Annotated in this window: 13 protein-coding genes and 1 tRNA gene; all 14 read right to left on the reverse strand. The window is 57.1% G+C overall.

The window, feature by feature from the left end:
• Positions 1-96: GTP-binding protein (locus ACQKEK_RS23045; RefSeq protein WP_260985023.1), on the reverse strand; the 96-nt coding region annotated here is incomplete at its 3' end.
• Between the two features lie 30 nt (positions 97-126).
• Entirely contained in the window at positions 127-2,229 is a 2,103-nt protein-coding gene (gene fusA / locus ACQKEK_RS23050; RefSeq protein ID WP_128122054.1) for an elongation factor G, read from the reverse strand.
• 30 nt (positions 2,230-2,259) lie between these two features.
• Positions 2,260-2,730: a 30S ribosomal protein S7 gene (gene rpsG, locus ACQKEK_RS23055; RefSeq protein ID WP_045430600.1), complete on the reverse strand. Its 471-nt coding sequence runs from the start codon at positions 2,728-2,730 to the stop codon at positions 2,260-2,262.
• A 97-nt stretch (positions 2,731-2,827) separates the two neighbouring features.
• Entirely contained in the window at positions 2,828-3,199 is a 372-nt protein-coding gene (gene rpsL, locus ACQKEK_RS23060) for a 30S ribosomal protein S12 (protein WP_003291416.1), read from the reverse strand.
• Positions 3,200-3,339: 140 nt separating this feature from the next.
• Positions 3,340-7,539 carry a DNA-directed RNA polymerase subunit beta' gene (rpoC, locus tag ACQKEK_RS23065; protein ID WP_499144433.1) on the reverse strand — a complete coding sequence of 1,400 codons (4,200 nt, stop codon included), beginning with the start codon at positions 7,537-7,539 and terminating at the stop codon, positions 3,340-3,342.
• Positions 7,540-7,604: 65 nt separating this feature from the next.
• Positions 7,605-11,675, reverse strand: a complete 4,071-nt coding sequence (gene rpoB, locus ACQKEK_RS23070) for a DNA-directed RNA polymerase subunit beta (protein ID WP_499144434.1) — start codon at positions 11,673-11,675, stop codon at positions 7,605-7,607.
• Positions 11,676-11,895: 220 nt separating this feature from the next.
• Positions 11,896-12,264, reverse strand: coding sequence for a 50S ribosomal protein L7/L12 (gene rplL / locus ACQKEK_RS23075; RefSeq protein ID WP_128122056.1), 369 nt, complete (start codon positions 12,262-12,264; stop codon positions 11,896-11,898).
• Between the two features lie 79 nt (positions 12,265-12,343).
• Positions 12,344-12,844, reverse strand: a complete 501-nt coding sequence (rplJ, locus tag ACQKEK_RS23080) for a 50S ribosomal protein L10 (protein WP_128122057.1) — start codon at positions 12,842-12,844, stop codon at positions 12,344-12,346.
• 209 nt (positions 12,845-13,053) lie between these two features.
• Positions 13,054-13,749, reverse strand: a complete 696-nt coding sequence (gene rplA / locus ACQKEK_RS23085) for a 50S ribosomal protein L1 (RefSeq protein ID WP_128122058.1) — start codon at positions 13,747-13,749, stop codon at positions 13,054-13,056.
• Positions 13,749-14,180 (reverse strand): 50S ribosomal protein L11, encoded by a 432-nt coding sequence (gene rplK / locus ACQKEK_RS23090; RefSeq protein ID WP_019342057.1) that lies wholly within the window; start codon positions 14,178-14,180, stop codon positions 13,749-13,751. The genes rplA and rplK overlap by 1 nt, the downstream gene beginning before the upstream one ends.
• Before the next feature lie 111 nt (positions 14,181-14,291).
• A complete protein-coding gene (gene nusG / locus ACQKEK_RS23095) occupies positions 14,292-14,825 on the reverse strand; it encodes a transcription termination/antitermination protein NusG (RefSeq protein ID WP_019342058.1) in 534 nt (177 codons plus the stop codon).
• Positions 14,826-14,834: 9 nt separating this feature from the next.
• Positions 14,835-15,203, reverse strand: coding sequence for a preprotein translocase subunit SecE (gene secE / locus ACQKEK_RS23100; RefSeq protein ID WP_128122059.1), 369 nt, complete (start codon positions 15,201-15,203; stop codon positions 14,835-14,837).
• 42 nt (positions 15,204-15,245) lie between these two features.
• Positions 15,246-15,321 (reverse strand) — tRNA-Trp (locus ACQKEK_RS23105).
• A 52-nt stretch (positions 15,322-15,373) separates the two neighbouring features.
• Positions 15,374-15,595: EF-Tu C-terminal domain-related protein (locus ACQKEK_RS23110; RefSeq protein WP_019485052.1), on the reverse strand; the 222-nt coding region annotated here is incomplete at its 5' end.

Raw genomic sequence — 15,595 nt, forward strand, 5'->3', positions numbered from 1 at the left:
CAGAGCTGCGGTGAGCGTGGTCTTGCCATGGTCGACGTGACCAATGGTACCGACGTTCAGGTGCGGTTTGTTACGTTCGAATTTTTCTTTAGCCACGACAGTAAACCTCTTACTTAAAGGGCTGAATCAACCTTGTTTTTTAACGATAGCTTCGACGATGTTCGACGGAGCCTCGGAGTATTTTGAGAATTCCATGGAGTAGCTGGCGCGACCCTGAGACATGGAGCGGACGTCGGTTGCATAACCGAACATCTCACCCAACGGAACCTCGGCACGAATAACCTTACCGGAGACCGTATCTTCCATACCCTGGATCAGACCGCGACGACGATTCAGGTCGCCCATCACGTCACCCATGTAGTCCTCAGGCGTTACAACCTCGACTTTCATGATCGGCTCAAGCACTACAGCGCCACCCTTCTGGGACAGCTGCTTGGTCGCCATGGAAGCCGCAACCTTGAACGCCATCTCGTTGGAGTCGACGTCATGGTAGGAACCATCGAACACTGTCGCCTTCAGGCCGATCAGCGGATAGCCGGCGACTACGCCGTTCTTCATCTGCTCTTCGATGCCTTTCTGAATGGCGGGGATGTATTCCTTCGGAATCACGCCACCAACCACCTCGTTAACGAACTGCAGACCTTCTTGCCCCTCATCTGCAGGCGCAAAACGAACCCAGCAATGACCGAACTGACCGCGACCGCCGGACTGGCGAACGAACTTGCCCTCGATCTCACAGGACTTCGTGATTTTCTCACGATAAGACACCTGAGGCTTACCGATGTTGGCTTCGACATTGAACTCGCGACGCATACGGTCGACGAGAATATCGAGGTGCAACTCACCCATACCCGAGATAATGGTCTGGCCAGTCTCTTCATCGGTCTTGACGCGGAATGAAGGGTCTTCCTGAGCAAGCTTGCCCAGGGCGATACCCATCTTTTCCTGGTCATCCTTGGTCTTAGGCTCAACCGCAACCGAAATCACCGGCTCCGGGAAATCCATACGGACCAGAATGATCGGCTTGTCCAGAGCGCAAAGCGTGTCACCAGTCGTGACGTCCTTCATACCGATCAGTGCAGCGATGTCGCCTGCACGAACCTCCTTGATTTCTTCACGGCTGTTTGCATGCATCTGCACCATACGACCGACACGCTCTTTCTTGCCCTTTACCGAGTTCAGAACGCCGTCACCGGAATTCAGGACACCGGAATAGACACGAGCAAAGGTCAGCGTACCGACAAAGGGGTCCGTCGCAATCTTGAACGCAAGCGCAGAAAACGGCTCGCTATCATCTGCGTGGCGCTCCATCTCGATGGTTTCATCGTCGATATCGGTGCCCTTGATCGCCGGAATATCGGCTGGCGCTGGCAGATAATCGATAACAGCATCGAGAACCAGAGGCACGCCCTTGTTCTTGAAGGAAGAACCACAAACAGCCAACACGATCTCACCAGCGATAGTGCGCTGACGCAGAGCCGCCTTGATCTCCTCAGTAGTGAGCTCTTCGCCTTCGAGGTACTTGTTCATCAGCTCTTCGGTTGCCTCGGCTGCCGCCTCGACCATGTTGCTGCGCCACTCTTCAGCCAGATCCTGAAGCTCGGCAGGGATCTCTTCCTCGCGGAAGGTCATGCCCTTGTCGTCATCGTTCCAGTAGATGGCTTTCATCTTGACCAGATCAATCTGGCCCTGGAAGTTATCTTCAGCACCAATAGCAAGCTGGATAGGCACAGGCGTGTGCCCCAGACGCTGCTTGATCTGCGCAACCACACGCAGGAAGTTAGCACCAGCGCGGTCCATCTTGTTGACATAGACCAGACGTGGGACACCGTATTTGTTGGCCTGACGCCATACGGTTTCCGATTGCGGCTCAACACCCGAAGTACCGCAGAACACTACGACCGCACCATCGAGTACGCGCAGCGAGCGCTCCACTTCAATGGTGAAGTCAACGTGACCGGGGGTATCGATGATATTGAAACGATGCCTATCGAACTGCTTCTCGGAACCAGCCCAGAAAGCGGTGGTGGCAGCGGAGGTAATGGTAATACCACGCTCCTGCTCCTGCACCATCCAATCCATGGTCGCGGCGCCGTCGTGCACCTCGCCCATTTTATGGTTTACGCCGGTGTAAAAGAGGACGCGCTCGGTGGTAGTGGTTTTACCAGCATCCACGTGAGCAACGATACCAATGTTACGGTAGCGGTTAATCGGGGTAGTACGAGCCATAAAGCCCTCGCAAGTTGATGACGCTGAAAATTAGAAGCGGTAGTGCGAGAAGGCCTTGTTGGCTTCAGCCATACGGTGCACGTCTTCACGCTTCTTCACAGCAGCGCCTTTACCTTCAAATGCATCCGACAGCTCACCGGCCAAGCGCAGAGCCATGGATTTCTCACCACGCTTACGCGCAGCATCTACCAACCAACGCATGGCCAGCGCGTTACGACGGGACGGACGAACTTCGACCGGAACCTGGTAAGTCGCACCACCTACGCGGCGGGACTTCACTTCGACCAGCGGAGCGATGGCGTCGAGTGCTTTTTCGAAGATTTCCAGGGGATCGCTGTTCTTGCGTTCCTTGACCTTTTCCAAGGCCCCATAAACGATACGTTCGGCGACGGCTTTCTTGCCGCTCTCCATCACGTGGTTCATGAACTTGGCGAGGATCAGACTTCCGTATTTCGGATCGTCAAGGATCTCGCGCTTGGCTGCTACACGACGTCTTGGCATTGATAAGCCCTCAAACGGTCTTCAGGTTAGCCCGGGACTATAACGATGAGGTTACGCCCGACCTTACTCTTATCGACTCAGATAAATATAAATACGATTACTTCGGACGCTTGGCGCCGTACTTCGAACGACCCTGCTTACGATCCTTGACACCCGAGGTATCCAGCGAACCGCGCACGGTGTGATAACGCACGCCCGGAAGGTCTTTTACACGACCACCACGGATCAGCACGACACTGTGCTCTTGCAGGTTGTGGCCTTCACCGCCGATATAGGAGGCGACTTCAAAACCATTGGTCAGGCGAACACGGCATACCTTACGCAGTGCAGAGTTCGGTTTCTTTGGCGTGGTGGTGTACACACGAGTGCACACGCCACGGCGTTGCGGGCAGTTCTGCAGCGCAGGGACGTCGCTTTTCTCGACGACGCGCTTGCGCGGCTGGCGTACCAGCTGGTTGATCGTTGCCATCTACTAGCTCCACTGTTGTCTTTCGACACAAACGAAAAATGGCAGGGCGCAAAGCCCCGCCAAATTAGGGGTACAAGAGTCTAAAGAGCTTCCTGCCCACCGTCAAGGCGCGCCCCGACTTACGCCGGGGCAGACACCAATCAGTTACCGCTCGAATTGAGCGCCTCGGTCAGCGCCGCTTCGACTTCATCGGCGCTCACACGAACCGGTTTTTCAGCTTCACGCTTGCGCTTGCGCTCACTGTGATACTGAAGCCCGGTACCGGCCGGGATCAGTCGACCCACGACCACGTTTTCTTTCAGGCCGCGCAGATAATCGCGCTTGCCCGTCACTGCGGCCTCGGTGAGGACGCGAGTGGTCTCTTGGAAGGACGCCGCCGAAATGAACGACTCAGTAGACAGCGAGGCCTTGGTGATACCCAGCAGCACGCGGATGTACTTTGACCCGAACTTGTCGTCCGCAGAGAGACGCTCGTTCTCCTCAAGAACCTGAGTGAGCTCCATCTGGTCGCCCTTGATGAAGCTCGAATCGCCGGATTCCGCCACTTCAACCTTGCGCAGCATCTGGCGCAGAATCGTCTCGATGTGCTTGTCGTTGATCTTCACGCCCTGCAGACGATAAACGTCCTGAATCTCGTTGACGATGTACTTGGCCAGCGCACTCACGCCCAGCAGACGCAGGATGTCGTGCGGGTTGCTCGGACCGTCCGAGATAACCTCACCCTTGTTCACCTGCTCGCCCTCGAACACGTTGAGGTGACGCCACTTCGGAATCAGCTCCTCATACGGATCGGTACCATCGGTCGGCGTGATCACCAAGCGACGCTTGCCCTTGGTTTCCTTGCCGAAGGAAATCGTGCCGCTGATTTCAGCCAGGATCGAAGGCTCTTTCGGACGACGCGCCTCGAAGAGGTCGGCGACGCGTGGCAGACCACCGGTAATGTCACGGGTTTTCGAGGTTTCCTGCGGGATACGTGCGATAACGTCACCCACATTGATCTCGGCACCGTCAGCCACACCCACCAGGGCGTTAGCTGGCAGGAAATACTGTGCCGGTACGTCGGTACCCGGCAGCAGCAACTCCTTGCCATTCGAGTCGACCATCTTGATCGCCGGACGAATATCCTTGCCCGATGCCGGACGGTCCTTCGGATCCATCACCTCGATGTTGGTCAGACCGGTGAGTTCATCGGTCTGGCGCTTGATGGTGATGTTCTCTTCCATACCGACGAAGGTCACGACACCCTTCATCTCGGTGACGATCGGGTGGGTGTGCGGATCCCACTTGGCAACCACAGCGCCGGCGTCGACTTTGTCGCCTTCCTTGATCGAGATAACTGCACCGTAAGGCAGCTTGTAACGCTCGCGCTCACGACCGAAGTCGTCGGCAACCGCCAGCTCACCGGAACGGGACACCGCAACCAGCGCGCCGTCAGCACGCTCTACATGCTTGAGGTTATGCAGGCGGATGGTGCCGCCATTCTTGACCATGACGTTGTCGACCGCAGAAGTCCGGCTAGCCGCACCACCGATGTGGAACGTACGCATCGTCAGCTGAGTACCGGGCTCACCAATCGATTGCGCAGCAATGACGCCCACTGCCTCACCGATGTTGACCTGGTGCCCGCGAGCAAGATCGCGACCGTAGCACTTCGCACAAATGCCATAGCGCGTTTCACAGCTGATCGGCGAGCGAACCACGACTTCGTCAATGCTGTTGAGCTCGATGAAGTCGACCCACTGCTCGTCAACCAATGTCCCGGCCGGAACCAATATCTCTTCGCTGCCCGGCTTGAGTACATCACGCGCAATGACACGGCCCAGCACGCGCTCGCCTAGCGGCTCGACCACGTCGCCGCCCTCGATGTGCGGAGTCATGAACAGACCCTGCTCAGTACCGCAGTCGACCTCGGTAACCACCAGATCCTGTGCCACGTCAACCAGACGACGGGTCAGGTAACCGGAGTTCGCGGTTTTCAGAGCGGTATCCGCCAGACCCTTACGAGCACCGTGGGTAGAGATGAAGTACTGCAGTACGTTCAAACCTTCACGGAAGTTCGCGGTGATCGGCGTCTCGATGATCGAGCCGTCCGGCTTGGCCATCAGGCCACGCATACCTGCGAGCTGGCGAATCTGGGCGGCAGAACCACGCGCACCGGAGTCGGCCATCATGTACATCGAGTTGAACGAATCCTGCTCGGCCTCGTTGCCGTCGCGGTCGATGACCTTCTCTTTCGAGAGGTTGGCCATCATCGCCTTGGAGACTTCGTCGTTGGCCTTGGACCAGAGGTCGATCACCTTGTTGTACTTCTCGCCCTGAGTTACCAGGCCAGAGGCGTACTGCGACTCGATTTCCTTCACTTCCTCGGTCGCGGCGTCGATGATGCGCGCCTTCTCATCCGGGATGACGAAATCGTTCACACCGATCGACACGCCCGAAATGGTCGAGTATGCGAAACCGGTGTACATCAGCTGGTCGGCAAAGATGACGGTGTCTTTCAAGCCGACCGTGCGGTAGCACAGGTTGATCAGTTTGGAGATCGCCTTCTTCTTCATCGGCTGATTGACCACATCGAACGGCAGGCCGGCCGGAACCACCTGGAACAGCAGCGCGCGGCCGACAGTGGTGTCGACGATACGAGTGTTCTTGGTGATGCTACCGTCGCGATCCTTGATGGTCTCGTTGATACGCACCTTGACGCGGGCGTGCAGTGACGCTTCGCCGCCGCGGAATACGCGGTCGACTTCCTGCAGGTCAGCGAATACGCGACCTTCGCCCTTGGCATTGATGGCTTCGCGGGTCATGTAGTACAGACCCAGGACCACGTCCTGCGATGGCACGATGATCGGCTCGCCGTTGGCGGGCGAGAGAATGTTGTTGGTCGACATCATCAGCGCGCGCGCTTCGAGCTGCGCTTCCAGCGTCAGCGGCACGTGCACGGCCATTTGGTCGCCGTCGAAGTCAGCGTTGTACGCGGCACAGACCAGCGGGTGCAGCTGGATCGCCTTGCCTTCAATCAGGACCGGCTCGAACGCCTGGATGCCCAGACGGTGCAACGTCGGTGCACGGTTGAGCAACACGGGATGTTCGCGGATGACTTCAGCCAGCACGTCCCAGACTTCAGGCAGTTCGCGCTCGACCATTTTCTTGGCGGCCTTGATGGTGGTCGCCATGCCACGCATTTCCAGCTTGCCGAAAATGAACGGTTTGAACAGCTCGAGGGCCATCTTCTTCGGCAGACCGCACTGGTGCAGTCGCAGGGTCGGGCCGACGGTGATAACCGAACGACCGGAATAGTCCACACGCTTTCCGAGCAGGTTCTGACGGAAACGCCCCTGCTTACCCTTGATCATGTCAGCCAGGGACTTCAGCGGACGCTTGTTCGAGCCAGTGATGGCGCGACCGCGGCGACCGTTGTCGAGGAGTGCGTCGACGGCTTCCTGCAGCATGCGCTTTTCGTTGCGCACGATGATATCCGGCGCCGACAGGTCGAGTAGGCGCTTCAGACGGTTGTTGCGGTTGATCACGCGACGATAGAGATCGTTGAGATCCGAAGTCGCGAAACGGCCACCGTCCAGCGGGACCAGCGGACGCAGGTCGGGCGGCAGAACAGGCAGAACGGTCAGGACCATCCACTCCGGCAGGTTACCCGAACCGAAGAAGGCTTCCATCAGCTTCAGACGCTTGGACAGCTTCTTGATCTTGGTCTCGGAGTTGGTTTGCGGAATCTCTTCGCGCAGGCGGCCAATCTCGTGCTCCAGGTCGATTTCGTGCAGCAGCTCGCGCACGGCCTCGGCACCCATGCGGGCGTCGAAGTCGTCACCAAACTCTTCCAGTGCCTCGAAGTACTGCTCGTCATTGAGCAGCTGCCCCTTCTCGAGCGTGGTCATGCCCGGATCGATCACGACATAGCTCTCGAAATAGAGCACGCGCTCGATGTCACGCAGGGTCATGTCCAGCAGCAAGCCGATACGGCTCGGCAGCGACTTCAGGAACCAGATATGGGCGACCGGCGAGGCCAGCTCGATGTGCGCCATGCGCTCACGACGTACTTTGGCCAGCGCAACTTCAACGCCGCACTTCTCACAGATCACGCCACGGTGTTTGAGGCGCTTGTACTTACCACACAGGCATTCATAGTCTTTGACCGGGCCAAAGATCTTGGCGCAGAACAGGCCGTCGCGCTCGGGCTTGAACGTCCGGTAGTTGATGGTCTCTGGCTTCTTGACTTCACCAAAGGACCAGGAACGGATCATCTCGGGCGAAGCCAATGCAATCTTGATGGCATCGAACTCTTCGATTTGACCCTGGTTTTTCAACAGATTCAGCAAGTCTTTCAAGGCCTTTCCTCCTCACGGACCTGCGACGACCGGCTGATGCCGGACGTCGCATAGGCGGTGCGTGGTTATTCGGTTTCCAGATCGATGTCGATACCGAGCGAGCGGATCTCTTTGATCAACACGTTGAAGGATTCCGGCATGCCGGGCTCCATACGGTGATCGCCGTCCACGATGTTCTTGTACATCTTGGTCCGCCCGTTCACGTCGTCCGACTTGACCGTGAGCATTTCCTGCAGGGTGTAGGCGGCACCATAGGCTTCCAGTGCCCAGACCTCCATCTCCCCGAAACGCTGGCCACCGAACTGTGCCTTACCACCCAGCGGCTGCTGGGTAACCAGGCTGTAGGAACCGGTGGAACGCGCGTGCATCTTGTCGTCGACCAGGTGGTTCAGCTTGAGCATGTACATGTAGCCAACCGTGGTGGTGCGCTCGAACTTGTTACCGGTACGACCATCGAACAGCTGCATTTGCCCGCTCTCTGGCAGATCCGCCAGCTTCAGCATGGCCTTGATCTCGCGCTCTTTGGCACCGTCGAAGACCGGCGTCGCCATTGGCACGCCACCGCGCAGGTTCTTCGCCAGATCGAGGATTTCTTGGTCGCTGAAGCTTTCCAGGTTTTCCTGACGGCCACCGATCTCGTTATAGATTTCGGTGAGGAACTTACGTAGCTCAGCGACCTTACGCTGCTCTTCCAGCATGCGGTTGATTTTCTCCCCCAGCCCCTTGGCTGCTAGGCCCAGGTGGGTTTCGAGAATCTGACCGACGTTCATACGAGATGGTACGCCCAGCGGGTTCAATACAATGTCGACCGGCGTGCCATGCACGTCGTGCGGCATGTCTTCGACCGGCATGATGACCGAGACGACACCCTTGTTACCGTGACGACCTGCCATCTTGTCGCCAGGCTGGATACGACGCTTGATTGCCAGGTAGACCTTAACGATCTTCAGAACGCCAGGCGCCAAGTCATCGCCCTGCTGCAGCTTGCGCTTCTTGTCTTCGAACTTGTCGTCGAGCAGCTGACGGCGGTCGGAAATGTAGGCCTGGGCCTTTTCCAGCTGCTCGTTCAGTGCATCTTCGGCCATGCGCAACTTGAACCACTGTCCGTGCTCGAGACCATCGAGCATCTCGTCAGTGATGACGGCGCCTTTCTTCAGCCCGGCCCCACCCTCGACAGTCGCGCCAACAAGAGCGGAGCGCAGACGTTTAAAAGTTGCACCCTCGACGATACGGAACTCTTCGTTCAGATCCTTACGAATCTCGTCCAGCTGCATCTTCTCGATGGCCAGCGCACGGGAGTCACGCTCGACCCCATCACGGATAAACACCTGAACGTCGATGACGGTACCCTTGGTGCCGGTCGGGACACGTAGGGAGGTGTCCTTCACGTCGGACGCCTTCTCACCGAAGATCGCACGCAGCAGCTTCTCTTCCGGCGTCAGCTGGGTTTCACCTTTAGGCGTGACCTTGCCGACCAGGATGTCACCTGCACCCACCTCGGCACCCACGTAAACGATGCCCGCCTCGTCCAGCTTGTTCAGCGCCGCTTCACCCACGTTCGGGATGTCAGCGGTGATTTCCTCTGGGCCAAGCTTGGTATCGCGGGATACGCAGGTCAGTTCCTGGATATGGATGGTGGTGAAACGGTCTTCTTGGACCACACGCTCCGACAGGAGGATGGAGTCTTCGAAGTTGTAGCCGTTCCACGGCATGAACGCGACGCGCATGTTCTGCCCGAGCGCCAGTTCACCCATGTCGGTGGACGGGCCGTCGGCCATGATGTCGCCACGCTCGACCACATCACCCTTGCTCACCAGCGGACGCTGGTTGATACAGGTGTTCTGGTTGGAACGGGTGTACTTGGTCAGGTTGTAGATGTCGACGCCCGCTTCACCGGTTTCGACTTCTGCGTCATGCACACGCACGACCACACGACTGGCGTCGACTGAGTCGATCACGCCGCCACGACGGGCAACCACGCAAACACCGGAGTCGCGCGCTACGTTGCGCTCCATCCCGGTGCCAACCAGAGGCTTGTCCGAACGCAGCGTCGGTACGGCCTGACGCTGCATGTTCGAACCCATCAATGCACGGTTGGCGTCGTCGTGCTCAAGGAACGGGATCAGCGAGGCAGCAACGGAGACAACCTGCTTCGGCGAAACGTCCATCAGGGTTACGTCTTCCGGCGCCTTGACCGTGAACTCGTTCTGATGACGAACAGCAACCAGCTCGTCGACCAGCTTGCGCCCTTCCAGCTTGGCGCTGGCCTGTGCAATGACGTGATCAGCTTCTTCGATCGCCGAGAGGAATACGATCTCGTCGGTGACTTCGCCTTCCTTGACCACACGGTACGGACTTTCCAGGAAACCGTACTGATTGGTACGTGCATAAGCAGCCAGCGAGTTGATCAGACCGATGTTCGGACCTTCTGGCGTTTCAATCGGACAGACACGACCATAATGGGTCGGGTGTACGTCACGCACTTCGAAGCCTGCACGCTCACGCGTCAGACCGCCCGGGCCGAGCGCCGAAACACGACGCTTGTGGGTGATCTCCGACAGCGGGTTGTTCTGGTCCATGAACTGCGACAGCTGGCTGGAACCGAAGAACTCCTTGACCGCCGCGGCAACCGGCTTGGCGTTGATCAGGTCCTGCGGCATCAGCCCTTCGCTTTCTGCCATCGACAAACGTTCTTTGACAGCACGCTCAACGCGCACCAGACCTACACGGAACTGGTTCTCCGCCATTTCACCCACGCAGCGTACGCGACGGTTGCCCAGGTGGTCGATATCGTCGACGACGCCTTTGCCGTTACGGATGTCGACCAGGGTCTTCAGCACCGCAACGATGTCCTCGCGGCTCAGCACCCCGGAACCCTCGATCTCGGTCCGACCGATACGGCGGTTGAACTTCATCCGACCTACGGCCGACAGGTCGTAGCGCTCCGACGCGAAAAACAGATTGTTGAACAGCGTCTCGGCAGCGTCCTTGGTTGGCGGCTCGCCAGGTCGCATCATGCGGTAGATCTCAACCAGCGCTTCGAGCTGATTGGTAGTCGAGTCGATCTTCAGCGTGTCGGAAATGAACGGGCCGCAATCGATGTCGTTGGTGTACAACGTCTCGAAGCGAACCACCTGCGCCTTGACCAACTTAGCCAATACTTCGACGGTCAGCTCGGTGTTGCACTCGGCAATGATCTCCCCAGTCGCCGGGTGCACAATGGCCTTTGCCGTGGTGCGGCCCAGGACGTAGTCCATCGGCATATCGAGCGCTTTGATGCCGGACTTGTCGAGCTGATTGATATGGCGCGCGGTAATCCGGCGACCCTGCTCGACGATGACCTTGCCATTCTCGTCGGTGATATCGAACGAGGCGATCTCGCCGCGCAGACGCTGCGGAACCAGCTCCAGACTCAGCGCTTCGCCCTTAACGTGGAACACGTTGGTGTCGTAGAACGCATCAAGGATTTCTTCGGTGCCGTAATTCAGCGCGCGCAGAAGCACCGACGCCGGCAGCTTGCGGCGACGGTCGATACGCACGAAGACGGCATCTTTCGGATCGAACTCGAAGTCCAGCCAAGAGCCACGGTACGGAATGATACGAGCGGAATACAGCAGCTTGCCCGAGCTGTGGGTCTTGCCCCGATCGTGATCGAAGAAAACGCCAGGCGAGCGGTGCAGCTGAGACACGATGACGCGCTCAGTACCGTTGATGATGAAGGTACCGTTCTCGGTCATCAGGGGGATTTCCCCCATGTAGACTTCCTGCTCCTTGATGTCCTTGATCGCCTTGCTCGACGATTCTTTATCAAAAATGATCAGGCGGACTTTTACCCGCAGCGGCACGGCGAAGGTCACGCCGCGCAACACGCATTCCTTAACGTCGAAAGCCGGGTCGCCCAGGCGATAGCCGACATACTCCAGCGCCGCATTGCCGGAATAGCTGATTATCGGAAAAACGGATTTGAAGGCTGCATGCAAGCCAATATCGCGGAATTGATCCTTGGTCGCTCCCGCCTGCAGGAATTCGCGGTACGAATCCAGCTGGATGGCCAAAAGATACGGCACGTCCATCACGTGCGGTAACTTGCTAAAGTCCTTGCGGATTCGTTTTTTCTCAGTGTATGAGTAAGCCATCAGCGTTCCCCAGCTTGGTCACCTGCTTGTTTGGCTTCTCCCGACGGGAGCAGCCAGAAAATCTTGCGAATCCTGTGATTCGCACCGCCCACCGGAGCGGTTGTTTCCATTCGAACTGCCAGATGATCAACAGGCAGCTACAACGGAAAAAGGCCGGTGGCAAAAGCCACCAGCCACCAGCCTTGCGCGAGTCGCTTCGGCTGTAGACGCAAGGTCGCGCTTACTTGAGCTCGACTTTGGCGCCTGCTTCTTCCAGGGCTTTCTTGGCAGCTTCGGCTTCGTCCTTGGACACGCCTTCCTTGACCACGCCAGGAGCGCCATCGACGACTGCCTTGGCTTCTTTCAGACCCAGACCGGTCAGTTCACGAACTGCCTTGATCACGTTCACCTTCTTCTCGCCAGCTTCCAACAGCATGACGTTGAATTCGGTCTGCTCTTCAACCACAGCAGCAGCGGCGGCCGGGCCGGCAGCAGAAGCAGCAGCGGCAGTAACGCCAAACTTCTCTTCCATTGCCTTGATCAGTTCAACAACCTGCATCACGGACATTTCGGAAACGGCGTTGATGATGTCTTCGTTGCTCAGAGCCATGACTCTAAATTCCTGTATAGATGACGGCCTGCGGCCATCTGATTCAAAAAGAAAATCGAAAGATGCTTCGTGCGTGCCGTTAGGCCGCTGCAGCTTCTTTCTGGTCGCGAACGGCCGCCAGAGTACGAGCCAGCTTGCTGGTAGCGCCTTGAATCACGCTCATCAGCTGCGAAATTGCCTCGTCATAGGTCGGCAGGGTTGCCAAAGCGTCGATCTGGTTGGCTGCAATGAACTGACCCTCAAATGCAGCAGCCTTGATCTCGAACTTGTCCTGACCCTTGGCGAATTCCTTGAAGATACGAGCAGCAGCGCCCGGGTGTTCGTTGGAAAAAGCGATAAGGGTCGGGCCTTTGAACACGTCGTTGAGCACATCATACTGAGTGCCTTCAACAGCGCGGCGCAGCAGGGTATTACGTACTACACGCACGTATACGCCAGCTTCGCGGGCCTCTCTCCGAAGTCCGGTCATGGCTCCCACAGTCACGCCACGGGCATCAGCCACGACAGCGGACAGGGCAGCTTTGGCAGCCTCGTTGACTTCAGCGACGATGGCCTTCTTGTCTTCGAGTTTGATTGCCACGGGTTTTTACTCCTGCTTGTTACCGGTTCGTCCAGTCGAAACCGGACGGGTTTTGGTGTCTGATTCGGTACGAATCGGGAGCACCTCTGCGTAGGCCTGTAAAAGCTAACCTTTTACGGTTTAAGACTCATGTCGCCTACGGTCTTGGATAGCCCCCGCCAGGCAGGGACCCCAATGTGTCGCACCCTGCCAAGCAGGGCGCTGAATGTTTACGCCTCGAGCGACGCCTGATCGATGACCAAGCCAGGACCCATGGTGGTGCTCAGGGTTACGCGCTTGACATAGATGCCTTTGGAAGTGGACGGCTTCAAACGCTTGAGGTCCGACAGCAGCGCTTCGACGTTCTGCTTCAGCTGACCAGCCTCGAAACCAACCTTACCGACTGAAGTATGAATGATACCGTTCTTGTCGGTACGGAAGCGCACCTGACCTGCCTTGGCGTTTTTGACGGCAGTCGCAACGTCCGGCGTCACAGTACCGACCTTCGGGTTAGGCATCAGACCGCGCGGACCAAGAATCTGGCCCAGCTGACCAACAACACGCATTGCATCCGGAGAAGCAATAACGACGTCGTAGCTCAGATCCCCACCCTTCATTTCAGCAGCTAAATCGTCCATACCGACGCGATCCGCACCCGCAGCAAGCGCCGCTTCGGCCGCCGGGCCCTGAGTGAACACAGCCACCCGAACGCTTTTACCGGTACCATTGGGCAGAACAGTAGCGCCACGCACAACTTGATCGGATTTACGCGGATCAACGCCAAGGTTAATGGCGATATCGAAGGACTCAGTGAACTTCACTGCCGACAGCTGAGCCAACAGCGTCGCGGCATCTTCGAACGAATACTGCTTGCCAGTTTCGATTTTTTCAGCGAAAGCCTTCTGGCGCTTGGTCAACTTAGCCATTACACACCCTCCACGTTCAGGCCCATGCTACGAGCGGAGCCGGCGATAGTACGCACGGCCGCATCGAGATCAGCGGCGGTAAGATCAGCATTCTTCGTCTTGGCGATCTCTTCCAGCTGCGCACGGGTAACAGTGCCGACCTTCTGGGTGTTAGGACGAGCAGAACCACTAGTAATGCCAGCGGCTTTCTTCAACAGAACGGCAGCAGGCGTACTTTTGGTCTCGAAAGTGAAACTGCGGTCGCTATAGACGGTGATGATTACCGGCGTTGGGAGACCTGGCTCCTGACCTTGCGTACGAGCGTTGAACGCCTTGCAGAACTCCATGATGTTCACACCATGCTGCCCTAGCGCCGGGCCGACTGGCGGCGACGGGTTGGCCTGACCGGCCTTTACCTGAAGCTTGATATAAGCTTGAATCTTCTTAGCCATAAGTACTCCATTCCGGGTATTAGCGCCTTGCGGCTCCCCTGTTCACTTGAATATCCCAGTGACGACAAAACCCCGCAGCCATCAGCTGCGGGGTGTGGGATGCTTTTTCAGCTAGACCTTTTCGACCTGACTGAACTCCAACTCTACCGGCGTTGATCGACCAAAAATCAATACCGCGACCTGGATGCGACTCTTTTCGTAATTAACTTCTTCAACCACGCCATTGAAATCAGCAAACGGGCCGTCAGCCACACGCACGACTTCACCCGGCTCGAACAATGTTTTGGGCTTAGGCTTATCACTACCGTCAGCAACGCGACGCAGAATGGCTTCAGCCTCTTTATCCGTGATCGGCGCAGGCTTATCAGCGGTTCCACCAATGAAACCCATCACGCGAGGCGTATCCTTAACCAGGTGCCAAGCGCCTTCGGCCATATCCATCTGAACAAGAACGTAACCCGGGAAAAATTTGCGCTCACTTTTGCGCTTTTGCCCGTTACGCATTTCAACCACTTCTTCAGTGGGAACTAGAATCTCGCCGAAATGATCTTCCATGCCGGCAAGCTTGATGCGCTCAATCAATGAACGCATGACATGCTTCTCGTAACCCGAGTAAGCATGAACGACATACCAACGCTTAGCCACGGGACACCCTTAACCTACAATCATGGAAACCAGCCAACCGAGCAGAGAATCAAGACCCCACAACAGCAGAGCCATAACCAGCACGACCGCGACGACAATAAGCGTGGTCTGAGTGGTCTCTTGACGGGTCGGCCAAACGACTTTACGAATCTCGACGCGCGCCTCTTTCAGAAGAACGAAAAAGGAACGACCTTTAGACGTCTGTAGCGCAACAAACGCTGCAACCACAGCAAATACGAGCAGCGCAAGAACCCTGTACAGAATAGGCTCGGCAGCGTAATACTGATTACCCACCACAGCCACAACAACCAAAGCAGCCACAACAAGCCACTTCACCAGATCGAAGCGCGAGTCTTTGGCTTCTGCTTTGACATTCATCTGCTAGAACCCTGTAAATACTGCCAAATTCGATATTGAATTTGGCAGGCCAGGAGGGAATCGAACCCCCAACCTGCGGTTTTGGAGACCGCCGCTCTGCCAATTGAGCTACTGGCCTAACAAGAGTCAGGCCGACTATTATGCCGGCCCGAATGAATCAGATCAATCGATTATTCGATGATCTTGGCAACCACGCCGGCACCAACGGTACGGCCACCTTCGCGAATCGCGAAACGCAGACCGTCTTCCATGGCGATCGGAGCGATCAAGGTAACAACCATCTTGATGTTGTCGCCCGGCATCACCATCTCAACGCCTTCGGGCAGCTCGCAGTTACCGGTCACGTCAGTCGTACGGAAGTAGAACTGCGGACGGTAGCCTTTGAAGAACGG

Source organism: Pseudomonas sp. NPDC077408, from assembly GCF_050269105.1.
Lineage (GTDB): Bacteria > Pseudomonadota > Gammaproteobacteria > Pseudomonadales > Pseudomonadaceae > Stutzerimonas.